A 16,547-nucleotide genomic window follows, 5' to 3' on the forward strand; every position below is an offset into this window, starting at 1 on the left:
GTTTATTCCTCCGATGGTGATAGTTTGCCGCCCCGCAGGGTTCGGCGAATTGGGAAAAGGTGCAGCCCTGTGCGCTCGGAGATCAGTCCCCAGAGCCCACGCGGGGCGATCAGCATGATGGCAATGGCCAGAAGGCCCAGCGTCAGCAGGTACCAGCTGCCGAAATCGGCCAGCAGGGATTGCAGCGCAAAGAAAATGAGTACGCCTAGGATCGGACCTTCGATGGTGCCGATGCCGCCGATCACCACGATGAACAGCACATAGGCGGTCCAGTCGGTGACGCTGAAGGCGGCGTCGGGCGAAATCCGGGCTTTTTGCAGGTAGATCAGCGCCCCGGTGAGGCCGGTGCCAAAGGCGGAGGTCAGGAACACCACCAGCTTCATGCGTCCGGCATCTACGCCAACGGATTTGGCCGCTTCGGTGTTGTCACGCACCGCAGCGAGGGCCAGTCCGTTCTTGCTGCGCAGCAGCCAGTAGATGCCGCCGATCGTCGCCAGCGCCAGCGCCAGCGCCAGCCAATAGGCGAGGATATCGCGCGCCGCAGCAGAGCGCACGTCCAGCACCTCTTCGATCATCTCGACCAGCCACATGTCGCGGGTGGCGCTGCGCGGCAGCGAGGTGCCGGTGCCGCCGCCAAGCGTCTTCCACTGGGCGACGCTAAGGCGGACAACCTCGGCGATCACCCATGTCCCAATGGCAAAGTAGGCGCCGTTCAGGCGGAAGGCGAAAAATGCGGTGGGCACGGCAATCACCAGCGCCGCGATGCCGCCCAGAAGGATGGCGGAAACCGGATCAAGTCCCCAAAGGATCACGCCGCCAAACAGCGCATAGGCGCCCATACCGACGAATGCCTGCTGACCGATGCTGACGAGACCGCCATAGCCCGCCAGAAGGTTCCAGAACTGCGCCAGCACCAGCATCGTCAGGATGAAAAACATGTCCTGAATGGTTCCGCGCCCGGCAAAGAAGGGCAGGGCCGCCAAGATCAGCGTGCCGCTAAGGCCAAGGATTGCCGCGATGCGCGAGACTGGGGTTCGGGTGGATACAGTATATGTCATGTCTGCCTCCTTTAGTCGTGTGCCCGGGGGAACAGCCCCCGCGGTTTGATCAGCAGCACCAGAAGGAAGGCGACATGCCCGGCCAGGATTTGCCATTCCGGGGTGATCGCGGCCCCGAGGGTCTGCGCCACACCGATAATGATGCCGCCCGCCAGCGTCCCCCAGAGAGAGCCAAGCCCGCCGATGATCACCGCCTCGAAGGCATAGATCAGCCGGGCCGGTCCGATGTTGGGGTCGAAGTTGGCGCGCAGGCCCAGATACAGGGCGGCGATGGTCACGATGATCAATGCGATCCCGGTCGCGGTCGCAAAGATGTTTGCGGGCTTGATCCCCATCAGGCTGGCCGTGGTCGGATCATCCGAGGTGGCGCGGAAGGCGCGCCCCAGTTCGGTGCGGTAGAACAACTGGTTCAGCCCGACGATGACCAGAACGGCAGAGGCAAAGGTCAGCAGCGGCATCACGCCAAGCGAGATCGGCCCCATCTGCACCGATGCCGTGGTCAGCGCGTTGGGCGGCAGGCGCTGGCTGTCGGCGGAGAAGACTTCCAAGAGCGCGTTTTGCAGCGCAATCGACAGGCCAAAGGTGATCAGCAGCGGCGGCAGGATGTCATCGCCCAGCGTCCGGTTCAGCAGGAACTTTTGCAAGGCCCAGCCAAGGACGAACATCACCGGCATGGCAATAAGCAGCGCGAGAAAGGGAGAAATCCCGAGCATCGTCACCAGCAACAGGATCAGGTAGGCGCCCATCACGATCAGATCGCCATGCGCGAGGTTGACCAGCCGCATGATGCCGAACACCAGGCTCAGCCCGGCTGCAAAAAGGGCATAAAGGCCACCCAGAAGGATGCCTTGGAGTATCGTGTCGATCCAGATCATGCGGCTGCTCCGAAATAGGCGTCGTGGATGGCCTCGCGGCTGAGGCTCTCGGGGGTGCCGGACAGGGTGATGCGACCTTCCATCATGCAGTAGACGCGGTCGGCGACGGCCATGGCCTGGGCGATGTCCTGTTCCACCACCACCAGCGAGGCGCCCGCCGCCTTGATCGCCGGGACGGCGGCGTAGATGTCCTTGATCACCACCGGGGCAAGGCCAAGGCTGATCTCATCACACAAGAGAACCCGCGGGTTGCTCATCAGGGCGCGGCCGATGGCGACCATCTGCTGTTGCCCGCCCGACAGGGCCGTGCCGGGGCTGTTGCGGCGCTCCCGCAGGATGGGGAACAGATCGTAGACGGTGTTTAGCGTCCAGTGGCCGCTTTTCTTGCGCCCGTAGGTCCCGATCAGGAGGTTCTCCTCGACCGAGAGAGAGGGGAACAGCTTGCGCCCCTCGGGCACCATGGCGACGCCCTGCGCCATGATTTCATCAGCGGGCTGCGCGCCAACGGGGCGGCCATCGTAGGTGACCGCCTCGGCCGCATTGCGCAGCACCCCGGCAATCGAGCGCATCAGTGTCGTCTTGCCCGCGCCATTGGCGCCGATGATGGCCACGGTTTCCGCCTCTTCAAGGGTGATATCCACCCCGAACAGGGCTTGAAAATCACCGTAGTGGGCGGTCAGGTTATGGGTTTCCAGCAATGACATCAGACTTCGATCCCCAGATAGATTTGCTGCACTTCGCGGCTGGCCATGATGGCGTCGGGGTCACCCAGACCGATGACCTTGCCGAAATCGAGCACCAGCAGGCGCTCCACCACCGAGGTGAGCGCGTGCAGGACATGCTCGATCCAGATGATCGTCACGCCCTGCGCGTGGATGTCCCGGATGGTACCGATCAGCGACTGGCACTCGGCCTCGGTCAGGCCGCCTGCGATTTCGTCCAGCAGCAACAGTTTGGGCTGGGTCGCCATGGCGCGGGCCAGTTCCAGACGCTTGCGCTCCAGCAGCGACAACTGTCCGGCCGGGGTGTTGGCACGCCGGATCATCTCCGTGCGTTCCAGGATATCGGCGCAATCGTCCCGCACGGCGGCCTCACCCAGGCGGCGGCCATGGGTGGCGGCGACCAGAAGGTTTTCGTAGACGGTCAGTTTTTCGAACGGCTGCGGGATCTGGAAGGAACGCCCGATTCCCGCCATGCAGCGGTCCATTGCCGAGGTGCGGGTGACGTCGCGCCCTTCGAAATTGATGGTGCCAGAATTGGCGGTCAGGTTGCCGGTGATCAGGTTGAACAGCGTCGATTTCCCGGCGCCATTGGGGCCGATGATACCCAGCGCCTGGCCCTGTGGCACCTCGAAGGTGACATCGTCGGTCACGGTCAGGGCGCCAAAGCTTTTTGAAACCGATTGGAGAGAGAGGATCGACATGAAAGGTCCTTTGCCAGTCCGCAGGACGGGGTGTGAAAAGGCCGGGGGAGGGCGCGGGTCCTACGTGCAGCAGGACCCGCAAGGGCAGGATGGGATCAGGAAATCTCTTCCATCTTGCCGCCGGTCGGGATCTCCGGGTGATCGGAGTTGTCCACCACCACGAGATCATAGCTGCCATCGTCCTGAAGCCGCCACTGACCGCCCGCAAGCGGGGTTTTGGCGACATTCGCGGCGGCGAACGGCGGCAGGCCCTTGCCGTCGAATGCGATGCATCCGACCATCGAATCCAGCTGCGTTGCGGCGATCGCGGCTGCAACTTCATCCGGGTCGCGGCTGTCTTCGACGCGACCCATGACACTGGCCGCCATTTCGAACAGCGCGTGCACGAAACCGATGGGCTGGGTCCACTGCTTGCCCGTCGCCTGGCTATAGCCTGCGGCCAGATCGGCAGCGGATTGCCCGGTCAGGGAGGAAGAGAACGGATGGTTCGGTGACCACCAGACCTCGGAGGACAGGTTGTGCCCCTGATCGCCCAGAGCCTCGACCGCCTGCGGGAATAGGATGGCCTTGCCGATGCTTGCGGCCTTGGGGGTGAAGCCCTGCTGTTTGGCCTGTGTCCAGAAGGTGGTGAAATCCGGCGGGATCGGCACGCCGGTGACGATTTCAGCATTTGCCGCCTTGAAGGCATTGATCTGGGCGCTGAAGTCATCGGTGAGGTTCTGGTAGCGGCCGGTGTCGGTCAGCTTATACCCTTGGGCGTCCAGCACTGGCGGGAAGCCCACGTTGGGATCGCCCCAGGCGTTGCCATCGCCATCGTTGGGGAAGATCGCGCCAACCGATTTATTGGTGTCGAGCTGGTTCCACATTGCCGTGAAGGTGGAAATCACGTCTTCCAGTCCCCAGAAGAAATGGAAGCTGAAATCAAACGGCCGCCAACTGCCGGGATCGCCCGGGTTGCCTTGCTGACCGATGAAATAGGGTTGCCACGGGGCCACGGTGGAGATCACCGGGATTTCCTCGGCCTCGCAGGTGGTGGCGACCGGATTGGTCGTCTCGGGGGTAGAGGCGACGAGCATCATGTCGATCTCGTCGTCGATGATCAGTTCCTTGGCGACCTCTGCAGCGCGGTTGGGGTTGGACTGGCTGTCCTTGACGATCACTTCGAAGTTGCTGCCTGCATCCGAGGCTAGAAAACCCTCGATGATGAACCGGTCGGCGTCCGAAAATGCGGCCAGCGGGCCGGATTGCGGGCTGACATAGCCCAGCCGGATCTTGGCATCCCGGGCCAGAGCTGGTGCCGCCAGCCCCCCGGCAGCAAGCGTGAGGCCGGTGGCGGCGGTGGATTTGAGCAGTTTACGGCGTGTAATCATGATGTCCTCCCTGACGTCATCAAAAGTGTTCGCGAAGCCCCGGTTCAGTGGGCGGGTGGTGTTCCCGCCCAGGCCGCCTGCAACAGCGCGCGGATATCGTCGCGCGTGACAGGCTGCGGATTGGGGTAGGGTTTGGTGGTGGCCAGTTCGGCGGCGCGGTCCAGGTCTTCCTCCTTCAGACCCAGATCGCGCAGTGCCAGCGGCGCCCCCAGTTTTTGTGCAAAATCATACAAGGCGCGCCCGGCATTCTCACCGCCCAGAAGATCGCAGATCGGCAGCAGTTCGGTCGCTGCCGCGCGGGCGTTATAGGCAATGGCATGGGGCAGAACGATTGCGTGGGTTTCGGCGTGGGGCAGGTCGAATGAGCCGCCCAGCGTGTGGCACAGCTTGTGATGCAGGGCCATGCCGACCTGGCCTAGCACCGTGCCACAGGCCCATGCGCCGCGCTGCGTCTCGGCGCGGGCTGCGAGATCCGTAGGCGCGGCCAGAACGCGGGGCAGACCGCCGACGAAGGCCTTCAGCCCGTCGATGGCCAAATGCACCGTCTTTTCGGTGCGGTCGCGCGCATAAAGCGCCTCGGCTGCATGCGCCATGGCGTTAAGCGCCGAGGTCACGGTCATGGCAACCGGCAGCGTTGCGACGCGCTCGGGATCATAGAGGATGACTTCGGGCAGCACCTCGGGGTGGCTCAGCGTCGTCTTGATGCCGTTCTCGGTCTGGCCGAGGATCGGCGTCGCTTCACTGCCGGCGTAGGTGGTCGGGATCACGATCTGCGGCAGGCCTGTGCGATAGGCGATTGCCTTGCCCAGCCCGATGGTCGAGCCGCCGCCGATTGAGATGATGCAGTCCGCTGCGACCTCTTTGGCGTGGGCCATGGCCGCTTCGGTGACGGTGACGGGGGTGTGCATCGCCGCCTGACAGAAAACGCCAGCGGCCAGTTCGCCCAGTGTTTCGGCCATTTCCAGCGCTGCGTCGGATTGCTGAGGGGTGGACAGAACCAGGGCGTTCTTCGCGCCCAGCCGCTGAGTCTCTGCGACAAGGATGTCCTTCACCCCAGCCTGGAATACAACGCGCACACCATCTGTTGCGGTTTCTGCCTCTTGTGTCATTTCAGACCTTTCTCCTCCGGTTGTGCCGGACGTTAAACCTCAGTGAATGGTCTGTTGATCGAGATTACGGCATTTAATATACCACGATGTTATGTACATCGATCCCAATCACCTGCGCATCCTGGCAGCGATCGTCGACTCGGGCGGGCTAAGTGAAGGCGCGGCCGCGCTAAACAAGTCCCAGCCCAGCCTGTCGCGCACGGTTGCGATGCTGGAGTCGCGGCTCGGTTCACGATTATTTGAAAAGGGTATCCGGCCGCTGCGGCCGACCGAGCTGTGTCTGTCGCTGGCCGAACAGGGCCGGGTGATCGGTCAGGCAAGTGAGGCGGCGCGCATCGCAGCCGAGCTTTATTCAGGGGGCAAGGCGGGCACCGCGCGGATCGCCGGGACGCCCATCTTCATGGATGGAGTGATCTCCTACATGATCGCGTCGTTCCAATCTGCTTTCCCGGATGTGGCGATTCAGCAAAGCTATGGCTATTTCGCGGAGCTGTCTGAACAGCTGAAGACGGGGAACATCGATCTGGCGATCTGCCCGATGCGCGGCGATGACATCCCGGAAGAGCTGTCGTTTGAACCGATCCTGCGTGGCCGCAACGTGATTGCCTGCGCGCCGTCGCACCCATTGGCGCGTAAATCCACGTTTCGATTGGAAGATATCGCCCAATACCCTTGGATCGCCCCCCCGGCGGGCAGCCCTCTTTATGCGGACCTGAAAAACGCGCTGGAGATCGTAGGCATCACCGATTTCCGCGTCAGTTTTACTGGCGGCTCGCTGGCGGCGATCCTGCGCATCATGTCCGGATCGGATGCGCTGACGGTGTTGCCTTATTCAGTGGTGTTCATGCAGCGACCGTCCAATATGGTCACAGCGCTGCCGGTGAAGCTTGAACACCCGGACCGGCAACTGGGTTTGCTCTGGCGCAACGACCGCCCGGTGCGCCCCGCGGTGTCCCGGTTTCAGAAGTTCCTCAAGGGTGAGTTTTCCGGTCTGGCCGACAGGATCGACGTTCGCGGCCGCGAAGCCGTCTGGAGACGATGATACCTGCCTGTGTGGGCGGCACGAGAGTGCGAGGCCTGCTCAATCTGATGAGGGGCGGTGCATTTGGACTTGCGCAGTTGCGGCGGCCTGCGTTAAGGCGCAAGCCTTACCGGTCGTCTGGGGTCGCCCCAATCGAATTGCTGGTGAGAGGGGCAGGGTCGCGGCAAAGACCCCATGAAAGAAATCGGTTAATTCTCCGGTTTCTGTCCCGCCGAATTTCTGAGGTTTGCCACCTTGGACGTGTGGGATTTGTTACCGGATTGCGGGCCACGTTAAACACACCGCTAAAGAGGTCAGGACGCAAAGGAACCCCTTTCGCTTGGCCGAATGGGGTTTTTTATTGCGCCGACGCGCAGGAGTGTGTGCCATGAACGACACGAAAGAAAGCAACTGGAACAGCCGCACCAAACTGGTGCACGGCGGCACCCGCCGCAGCCAATGGGGCGAGGTGAGCGAAGCGATCTTCCTGACCCAGGGCTTTGTCTATGACAGCGCCGAACAGGCCGAGGCCCGGTTCATCGAAACCGGCCCGGATGAATTCATCTACGCCCGCTATGGCAATCCGACCGTGGCGATGTTCGAAGAGCGGATCGCAGCGCTTGAGGGCGCCGAGGATGCTTTTGCCACCGCTTCTGGCATGGCAGCGGTCAATGGCGCACTGACCTCGCTTCTTAAGGCGGGCGATCACGTTGTGTCGGCGCGGGCGCTGTTTGGCTCTTGCCTTTATATCCTTGAAAACATCCTGACCCGCTTCGGAGTCGAAGTGACATTCGTCGATGGCACCGATCTGGAGCAATGGCGCGATGCGGTACGACCGGACACCAAGGCGGTGTTTTTCGAATCCATGTCGAACCCGACGCTGGAAGTGATCGACGTGGCTGCGGTGGCCGAAATCGCCCATGCCGTCGGCGCCACTGTGGTGGTGGATAATGTGTTCTCGACGCCGGTCTTCTCTGACGCCATCGCGCAAGGCGCGGATGTGGTGGTCTACTCGGCCACCAAACATATCGACGGTCAGGGCCGGGTTCTGGGCGGTGTCATCCTTGGCACACGCGATTTCATCCGCGGCACGGTTGAGCCCTATATGAAGCACACCGGCGGTTCCCTTAGCCCGTTCAACGCCTGGACGCTGCTAAAGGGGCTGGAGACGATTTCCCTGCGGGTGAATGCACAGGCCGAAACGGCGCTGCAGATTGCGACTGCCCTTCAGGGGCATCCGAAGCTGGCGCGCACGATCTATCCCGGCCTAGCCGATCATGCTCAGAACGCGCTGGTGCAGCGGCAATTGGGCGGTAAGGGCGGAACGGTCCTGTCGCTGGATCTGAAGGGTGGCAAGGAGGCGGCCTTTGCCTTCCTGAACGCCCTGACGATTCCGGTGATTTCCAACAATCTCGGCGATGCGAAATCCATCGCAACCCATCCGGCCACCACCACCCACCAGCGGCTGGCCGATGATCAGAAGGTGGCGCTGGGCATCACGCCGGGTCTGGTGCGCTTCTCGGTTGGGCTAGAGGATCCGGAGGATCTGATTGCGGATCTGACGCAGGCATTGGACGCCTGCGGCGGCTGAAGTCTTGGGGACGCTGTGGCCCGCGTTGTTCGCGGGCCGGGGCGGGTTCACTTGTGGTGCGGGGTCAGTTCCGGGCCGGAACCTGCCGTATTTGTCTGATCCATTTTGTGTTTTCCCGCGTAACAGAGTAATACTGAACATCGCTGCGCCCCGGGGCGTAGCAGCAGCGGAGGAAGTGGTCGTATGAATATCCATATGCGCGGCGTGGACGAGACACCGGACCGGACCGAGGCAGAGGCGGCTCTTGAGACGCTTCGCCAATGGGCCGCGACAGCCACCCAGACGGAAATTGCGCAGCTTGACCCAGCCGTTGCCCGGCTTCTGCCAGAGCGGGCGGTGCAGAACTACCCCGATCTGTCGCGCAACTACCCCGAGGATTTTGTGGCGGATGAGGGCTATCGCGCCACATTGCCCGACCTGCAGAACGGCCCCTCCAGCCTGATCCGGGGCGCCAATGAGCAGATCCAGCATGTGGGGATCTCCAACTTCCGCCTGCCGATTCGCTTTCACACACGGGACAATGGCGATCTGACGCTGGAAACCAGCGTGACCGGCACCGTCAGCCTTGAGGCCGACAAGAAGGGCATCAACATGTCCCGGATCATGCGGTCCTTTTACAAACACGCAGAAAAGACCTTCAGCTTTGAGGTGATCGAGGCCGCGCTTGAGGATTACCTCAGCGATCTCGGCAGCATGGACGCGCGCATCCAGATGCGGTTCTCCTTCCCGGTGAAGATCGACAGCCTGCGTTCGGGCCTGTCGGGCTATCAATATTACGATATCGCGCTGGAACTGGTGGATCGGGACGGGGTGCGCAACAAGATCGTGCATCTGGACTATGTCTATTCCTCGACCTGCCCCTGTTCGCTGGAACTGTCGGAACACGCGCGTCAGTCGCGCGGGCAACTGGCAACCCCGCATTCGCAGCGGTCAGTGGCGCGGCTGTCGGTGCAGATCGACCCCGAGGCCCCCTGCCTGTGGTTCGAGGATCTGATCGATCATTGCCGCCGTGCGGTGCCTACCGAGACGCAGGTCATGGTCAAGCGCGAGGACGAACAGGCCTTTGCCGAACTGAACGCTGCCAACCCGATCTTTGTCGAGGATGCAGCGCGCCTGTTCTGCGAAGCCCTGCAAAGCGATCCGCGCATTGGCGATTTTCGCGTGGTGGCCAGCCATCAGGAAAGCCTGCACAGCCACGATGCAGTCAGCGTGCTGACCCAAGGGCCATTGTTTGCCGAAACCAGCCTTGATCCGGGTCTGTTCTCGACCCTGATTCATCGGGGGTAACAGGTAGGCAGCGGCGCACGTTGCGCCGCCTCCTGCCTGTTCCGCTATCACTCAAGCGCGAATTTCCGCTGCAATGCCGCATTTTTTTGCTGCGTTGCCGCATTCTCGTGTTAGCCTTCCATCAGGTCCGGACCCAGATGGCTACGGAATCCTTCTGCTGGCCAGATATCCATGCCGGATCTCTTTGATGTAAGGAGTTCCCGATGTTCTTTTCGCCCATCCTCCAAGATCAGCCTGCAACGCTGCCGCAATGGGTCGGCTATTCTGCCGGGACCCAATTGCGATGCTGGCGTGCGATGACGGCGCTGGCGGTGCAGGCGCCTTATGAACAGATACGCCTGACGCATGTACTGATGACCGCCGGAACGGCGGTGTTCAGACCGGCTGCTGTTGCTGCTCCGGCCCCGGCGCCGCAAAAAACGAAAACACCTGCAAAACGGGCAACCAGCGAACGTCCGGCCGCCAAAACCAAGACCCCTGCGCGGCGTCCGGCACGCAAAAGCAAAGCCGCCCCGGCGGCCAGGACTACGGCGCGCAAATCGCCTGCTGCCAAACCTGCCGCAGAGAAACCGGTCGCGGCCAGACCTGCAACGCCCAAGGCGGCTGCCACCACAGCGACTGCGAGTAAGACTGAGAACAAGGCAGCGGCCCGCAAGGCGACGACAACCAAGCCTGCGGCGACAACGCCTAAGTCGACAGCGGCAAAGACGACCGCGCCCCAAACATCGCCTGCTGAGCCTGCACCAGCGACACGAACACCCACCAAGACCGCAGCAGCAAAACCCGCACAGGCAAAAGCCTCCCCAACGAAACCTTCCTCGGCCAAACCTGCAGCAACAAAGCCCGCAGCGGATACTACTGCGGCCAAGGCGACAGCCAAGCCGTCCGCTGCGGCATCCACTCCGCCACAGGCAAATAAGGCTGAAGCCACCACAGCGGCACCGGCACATTCCACCGCGTCCAAGGCAAAACGCGCGCCGTCCAAGCCTCCGGCGCTGCCAGAGCGCTCCGCGGCAAAGAGTGACGCCGAGAAGGCATGACGCCGCCTTTGACTTGACACTTTGCGCAGGGGGCGCCAACGCTGCCCGTCATGTTGGATCTTCGCCCGGTCGCATATGTCATTGGCCTGTTGGTCGTCATTCTTGGCGCCATGATGGTCTTTCCGTTCCTGATCGATCTCTACGATGGGCAGGGCGAATGGCCGGTATTTCTTGAAAGCGGCCTGATCACCATTCTGGCGGGCGGGCTGCTGGCGCTCAGCTGTGGCAATTCAGTGCGGCAGGGGCTTAGCATTCGTCAGACCTTTCTGCTGACCACTTCGGTCTGGGCGGCGCTGCCTGTGTTCGGTGCGATCCCGCTGATGATGGGGGCGACCGAGCTCAGCTTTACAGATGCGTTTTTCGAAGCGATGTCGGGGCTGACGACCACCGGGTCCACGGTAATCTCCGGCCTTGATGACCTGCCACGGGGGATCCTCTTGTGGCGGGGTATCCTGCAGTGGCTCGGCGGGATTGGTATCATTGTCGTCGCCATGGTGTTTCTGCCCGAGCTACGGGTCGGGGGTATGCAGATCTTCCGCTCCGAAGCTTTTGATACCATGGGGAAGATTTTGCCCCGTGCGCAGACGATCGCACGTCAGATCTCGTTGATCTACGTGGCGCTGACGCTGCTATGCATGGTGGTCTATGTGGTGCTGGGCATGGGGCTGTTCGATGCGCTGGTGCATGCCCTGACCACCATGTCGACCGGTGGCTTTTCGAACTACGATGCCTCTTTCGGCACCTTCTCCGGTCCGGCCGAATACGCGGCATCGTTCTTCATGATCATGGCGGCGCTGCCCTTCGTGCGCTACGTACAGCTGATCAACGGGCAGGGGCAGCCGCTGCTGCGCGATAGCCAGATCCGCGCCTTTCTGGGCACTATTCTGGTGCTGATCATCGTGACCGCCAGCGTGCTGCTTTATATCTTCCCGCACCACCCCGAGCAGGCCCTGCGCGAGGCGCTGTTCAACATCACCTCGATCATTTCCGGTACCGGCTATGCCAGCGTCGACTATATGGAGTGGGGCAGCTTCCTGATTATGGTGTTCTTTTTCATCGGTCTGATCGGTGGCTGCGCGGGTTCCACAGCCTGTTCGGTCAAGGTGTTCCGCTATCAGATCCTGTTTGCCTCGATCCGGGTTCAGATCCAGCGTATCCGCTCACCCAACGGTATCTTCATTCCGCGCTTTGACGGACGCCCGGTCGGGCCGGATGTCCTCAGCTCGGTGATTTCCTTTTTCATGTTCTTCGTGGTGACGCTGGGGGTTGTGTCCTGGGGGCTGGCTCTGACAGGGCTGGACTTCATCACAGCCGTCTCGGGCGCGGCAACCGCAGTGGCCAATGTCGGGCCGGGGCTGGGCGATATCATCGGGCCTGCGGGCAATTTTTCCACCCTGAATGATGCGGCTAAATGGATCCTGAGCGCGGCCATGCTGATCGGGCGTCTGGAACTGATGGCGGTCTACGCGATCCTGACGTTGAGGTTCTGGCGCAACTGACACCACGCCGGAGCGCTGGGGGGCGTGTAAGGGGGATTGGGGCCACAGGCAGGGCCCCCTGCGGCGGTTTGGCCCTTGTATTGCTACAATCCGCAGTCTTGCCCTGATCACGGACCTCCCCTATGAGGCGGTGATCGGAATCTGCGAGCGCACGGAGACGAATGCCCCATGCCCGTTCTAGTAATGAAATTCGGCGGCACCTCTGTCGCCAACCTTGACCGGATCCGGCGCGCGGCAAAGCGGGTCGGTGTCGAAGTGGCCAAAGGCTATGATGTCATTGTCATCGTATCGGCCATGTCGGGAAAGACCAACGAGCTTGTTGGCTGGGTCAATGAAACCTCGCCGCTGTTTGACGCCCGCGAATATGACGCAGTGGTGTCTTCCGGCGAAAACGTCACCGCCGGTCTGATGGCGCTGACGCTGCAGGAAATGGATGTTCCCGCGCGCAGCTGGCAGGGCTGGCAGGTGCCGCTGAAGACGACCAGCGCCCACAGCCAGGCGCGGATCGAAGAGATCCCGACCGAGAATATCAGCGCCAAATTCGCCGAAGGCATGCGCGTAGCCGTTGTTGCCGGTTTTCAGGGCATCAGCCCCGAAGGGCGCATCACCACGCTGGGCCGGGGCGGTTCGGACACCACGGCGGTGGCCTTTGCGGCGGCCTTCGATGCCGAGCGCTGCGATATCTACACGGATGTGGACGGCGTCTATACCACGGATCCGCGCATCTGCGATAAGGCCCGCAAGCTTGACAAGATCGCATTCGAAGAGATGCTGGAACTGGCCTCTCTGGGGGCGAAGGTCCTGCAAACCCGCTCAGTCGAGCTGGCGATGCGCTATCAGGTACGGCTGCGCGTCCTGTCCAGTTTCGAAGAACAAAATGACAATGCTGGCACGCTGGTCTGTGCCGAGGAGGACATCATGGAATCCAACGTTGTGGCCGGTGTGGCCTATTCCCGCGACGAAGCCAAGCTGACCGTGCAATCGGTCGCCGACCGTCCCGGCATTGCGGCAACCATCTTTACCTGCCTGTCTGATGCAGGCGTGAATGTGGACATGATCGTGCAGGATATCTCGGACGAGGGCCGCACGGATATGACCTTTTCCTGCCCCACCGATCAGGTGGCGCGCGCCGAACAGGCCTTGCAGGAGAGCAAGGAAAAGGGCGATCTCAACTACGCCGAACTGGTTGCCGACAAGGACGTTGCAAAGGTTTCGGTCGTGGGGATTGGCATGCGCTCGCAATCGGGCGTGGCGGCCAAGATGTTCAAGGTGCTCTCGGATGAGGGGATCAATATCAAGGTCATTACAACCTCAGAGATCAAAATTTCCGTGCTCATCGACCGGAAATACATGGAACTTGCTGTTCAGGCACTGCATGATGCCTTTGAACTGGATAAGGCAGCCTGATCGTGCGTGGGCTGCCTGGCACAATAATTACGTGAACAGGGCCCATGGTCGAAAGTACTGAATCCGAGAGCCGCAGGTTGCTAGGGCGCCTGCGCGAGGCCATGGCCGGGGATGACCCTGGCCAGGCCCGTCTGGATAAGATCACTCACCTGATTGCCGACAGCATGGGGACCGAGGTCTGCTCGGTCTACCTGTTCCGCGATGACGAGACGCTTGAGCTTTGCGCGACAGAGGGTTTGAACGTCGAATCCGTGCACCAGACCCGTATGCGGATTGGCGAAGGTCTGGTGGGCCGGGTGGCCAGATACGGCAAGGTGGTCAATACTCCCGATGCCCCGAACGCCAAGGGGTTCCGCTATATGCCGGAAACCGGCGAAGAGCGGTATTCCTCCTTCCTCGGCATTCCGATCCAGCGTCTGGGCGAGATGATGGGCGTGCTGGTCGTCCAGTCCAAGGAAGCGCGCGAATTCTCCTCTGATGCGGTTTACGCGCTCGAAGTGGTGGCGATGGTGATCGCCGAAATGGCGGAACTCGGTGCCTTTGTGGGCGAGGGCGCAGCCCTGTCTCCGATGCACCAGCAACCGGTTCTGGTGAGCGCAACCGCCGCCCAAGAAGGCGCTGCCGAAGGCCATGTCTGGCTGCACGAACCGCGCGTCGTGGTAACCAACCCGATTGCCGATGATCCCCACCGAGAGCTGGAGCGCCTGAACGAAGCAGTGGAAGAGCTGCGCGTCGGCGTCGACAAGATGCTGAAGATCTCTGAAAACGGAGACAAGGATCAGCTGCAAGTTCTTGAAACCTATCGCATGTTCGCCAATTCCAAAGGCTGGATGCGGCGCATGGAAGAAGACATCTCGCGCGGGTTGAGCGCCGAGGCCGCGGTTGAAAAGGAGCAGTCCCAGGCCCGGGCGCGTATGTCTCAGGTGCAGGATGCCTACCTGCGGGAACGGCTGAGCGATCTTGATGATCTATCGAATCGCCTGCTTAGGATTCTGACCGGGCAGGGCGCCGAAACCGGCGCCGATCTGCCAGTGGACCCGATCCTGATTGCCCGCAATATCGGCCCGGCCGAGCTGTTGGAATACGGTCGCTCGCTGCGCGGCATCGTACTGGAGGAAGGCTCCGTCGGCTCGCACGCCGCGATCGTGGCGCGGGCCTTGGCGATTCCTCTGGTGGTGAACGCCAAACGCATCACCACCGAGGCGCTGAACGGCGATCATATCATGGTGGATGGCGATCAGGGGATCGTGCATCTGCGCCCGGATGAAACCGTGGTTAGCGCCTTTCGGGACAAGATCGCGATGCAGGCCGATGCCCAGGAGCGCTATGCCTCGATCCGGGAAAAACCTGCCATTACGCAAGACGAGCAACACGTCACCTTGCTGATGAACGCAGGGTTGATGGCCGACCTCCCGTCGCTCGAAGGATCCGGCGCCGAAGGGGTAGGGCTGTTCCGCACCGAGCTGCAGTTTCTTGTGCGCGATCAGATGCCTAAGCGGTCGGAGTTGGTGACGCTCTATCAGCGGGTTCTGGATGCATCGCACGGCAAGCGGGTGGTGTTCCGGACGCTCGACATCGGGTCGGACAAGGTTCTGCCCTATATGAAACCGACGGATGAGCCGAACCCGGCCCTCGGTTGGCGGGCGATCCGGGTGGGTCTCGATAAACCGGGCGTCATGCGCATGCAGCTGCAGGCGTTGATGCGGGCGGCCAATGGGCGGCCGCTGTCGATTATGTTCCCCTTTGTTGCGCAATTCGAAGAATACCGTGCTGCGCGCCAGGAGATCGACAAGACGCTGGAGCGCGAGCGAATCCTTGGCCACGCGCTGCCGGAACGGCTGGAAGTGGGGGCGATGCTGGAAACCCCATCGCTGGCATTTGCGCCGCATAAGTTCTTTGAAGAAGTCGATTTTCTTTCGATCGGCGGCAACGATCTGAAGCAGTTCTTCTTTGCTGCCGACCGAGAGAATGAGCGCGTCCGAAAACGCTATGACACGCTGAACGTCAGCTTTTTGACCTTTATCGAGCAGATCGTGGAGCGCTGCGACAGGTTCGAAACACCGCTGAGTTTCTGCGGCGAAGATGCCGGACGGCCGATCGAGGCCGTCTGTCTTGCTGCGATGGGAATCCGGACGCTGTCGATGCGGCCTGCTTCAATTGGGCCGGTCAAGTCTTTGTTAATGCGTGTTAACCTTTCAGATGTCCGCAAGATTATTTCGGACTCCCGCCACCGGGGCGATCAATCCGTCAGACCTGCTGTGATGCGATACCTGCGGGAGCTCTGAGCGCGGCGACCTTTCTGACAGTAAATAATGGCGCGGCCCCGGAAACGGGGCCTTTTTCTGCTGGGTTGCCGCAGATTGGCCAGGCGCTTGTCCCATTAGCCGCTACAGTTAGCCGAACCGTTTGTGATGGTGGATTTTAGGGGAGGACAGCGGGTGATTCAGATGAATCTGTAGGGGGGTAAAAATTGTCTAAAATATTAATAAATTTGACATTTGATCGTCCTTGTCCGCTCCGAAATTTACAAAAATCAATAATTTTGACTAGTTTGCCAGATTTATTCAAATGTTGCCCACATTTTCATCCACAGGAGGGGCTTCTGTTCTGGCGAAGGTTCGAAGTATATCCGGTGAGGTCTGCGTCAGATTGGCAGTGGGGCGCCGGATCGCATAGTGATGTGGCTCACGATTTCGCCAAATGGGATGTCTTATCCCAAAGTTATCCCGGGTTTATCCACATTAATGTATGATGCCTGTGTATTGATGTAAAAACACAAAAGGCAAACCAATCGCGGGATAGGGTCTCTGCACGCCCTGCAAATCTCAGATTATTTGCATTCAATTTTACCTTCTCTTGGTTGCTAA

General features: G+C 61.2%; 12 protein-coding genes and 1 riboswitch. Of the genes, 6 read left to right on the forward strand and 6 right to left on the reverse strand.

Going from position 1 to position 16,547, the window contains the following annotated elements; genetic code table 11:
• Positions 1–2 precede the first annotated feature (2 nt).
• From C6W91_RS11840 to C6W91_RS11865, 6 genes are all read right to left on the reverse strand, one after another.
• Positions 3–1,058: a branched-chain amino acid ABC transporter permease gene (locus tag C6W91_RS11840; RefSeq protein ID WP_274838290.1), complete on the reverse strand. Its 1,056-nt coding sequence runs from the start codon at positions 1,056–1,058 to the stop codon at positions 3–5.
• A gap of 11 nt (positions 1,059–1,069) precedes the next feature.
• Complete coding sequence (locus C6W91_RS11845; protein WP_274832458.1) at positions 1,070–1,933, reverse strand: branched-chain amino acid ABC transporter permease; 864 nt, start codon at positions 1,931–1,933, stop codon at positions 1,070–1,072.
• Entirely contained in the window at positions 1,930–2,637 is a 708-nt protein-coding gene (locus tag C6W91_RS11850; RefSeq protein WP_065270839.1) for an ABC transporter ATP-binding protein, read from the reverse strand. The genes C6W91_RS11845 and C6W91_RS11850 overlap by 4 nt, the downstream gene beginning before the upstream one ends.
• Positions 2,637–3,356: an ABC transporter ATP-binding protein gene (locus C6W91_RS11855; RefSeq protein ID WP_065270838.1), complete on the reverse strand. Its 720-nt coding sequence runs from the start codon at positions 3,354–3,356 to the stop codon at positions 2,637–2,639. Before C6W91_RS11855 ends, C6W91_RS11850 begins: the two co-directional genes overlap by 1 nt.
• A gap of 95 nt (positions 3,357–3,451) precedes the next feature.
• Positions 3,452–4,726: an ABC transporter substrate-binding protein gene (locus tag C6W91_RS11860; RefSeq protein WP_274838289.1), complete on the reverse strand. Its 1,275-nt coding sequence runs from the start codon at positions 4,724–4,726 to the stop codon at positions 3,452–3,454.
• A 44-nt stretch (positions 4,727–4,770) separates the two neighbouring features.
• A complete protein-coding gene (locus C6W91_RS11865; protein ID WP_065270836.1) occupies positions 4,771–5,835 on the reverse strand; it encodes a maleylacetate reductase in 1,065 nt (354 codons plus the stop codon).
• Positions 5,836–5,926: 91 nt separating this feature from the next.
• Between C6W91_RS11865 and C6W91_RS11870 the strand changes: the two genes are divergently transcribed.
• The 6 genes from C6W91_RS11870 (at position 5,927) to ptsP (ending at position 15,965) form a co-directional block, all read left to right on the forward strand.
• Positions 5,927–6,877: a LysR family transcriptional regulator gene (locus C6W91_RS11870; RefSeq protein WP_065270835.1), complete on the forward strand. Its 951-nt coding sequence runs from the start codon at positions 5,927–5,929 to the stop codon at positions 6,875–6,877.
• A gap of 232 nt (positions 6,878–7,109) precedes the next feature.
• Positions 7,110–7,186, forward strand: a riboswitch (SAM riboswitch).
• A 58-nt stretch (positions 7,187–7,244) separates the two neighbouring features.
• The gene (metZ, locus tag C6W91_RS11875) at positions 7,245–8,447 is read left to right on the forward strand and encodes an O-succinylhomoserine sulfhydrylase (protein ID WP_274838288.1); all 1,203 of its coding nucleotides are present in this window, start codon (positions 7,245–7,247) and stop codon (positions 8,445–8,447) included.
• A 183-nt stretch (positions 8,448–8,630) separates the two neighbouring features.
• A complete protein-coding gene (gene folE2, locus C6W91_RS11880; RefSeq protein ID WP_065270833.1) occupies positions 8,631–9,734 on the forward strand; it encodes a GTP cyclohydrolase FolE2 in 1,104 nt (367 codons plus the stop codon).
• 1,090 nt (positions 9,735–10,824) lie between these two features.
• The gene (locus C6W91_RS11885; protein ID WP_065270831.1) at positions 10,825–12,273 is read left to right on the forward strand and encodes a TrkH family potassium uptake protein; all 1,449 of its coding nucleotides are present in this window, start codon (positions 10,825–10,827) and stop codon (positions 12,271–12,273) included.
• A 168-nt stretch (positions 12,274–12,441) separates the two neighbouring features.
• Complete coding sequence (locus tag C6W91_RS11890) at positions 12,442–13,680, forward strand: aspartate kinase (RefSeq protein ID WP_065270830.1); 1,239 nt, start codon at positions 12,442–12,444, stop codon at positions 13,678–13,680.
• 44 nt (positions 13,681–13,724) lie between these two features.
• On the forward strand, positions 13,725–15,965 hold the full coding sequence (ptsP, locus tag C6W91_RS11895) for a phosphoenolpyruvate--protein phosphotransferase (RefSeq protein WP_274838287.1): 2,241 nt from the start codon (positions 13,725–13,727) through the stop codon (positions 15,963–15,965).
• Positions 15,966–16,547 lie beyond the last annotated feature (582 nt).

It is taken from the genome of Phaeobacter sp. SYSU ZJ3003, assembly GCF_041300735.1.
Taxonomy (GTDB): domain Bacteria; phylum Pseudomonadota; class Alphaproteobacteria; order Rhodobacterales; family Rhodobacteraceae; genus Phycobacter; species Phycobacter gallaeciensis_A.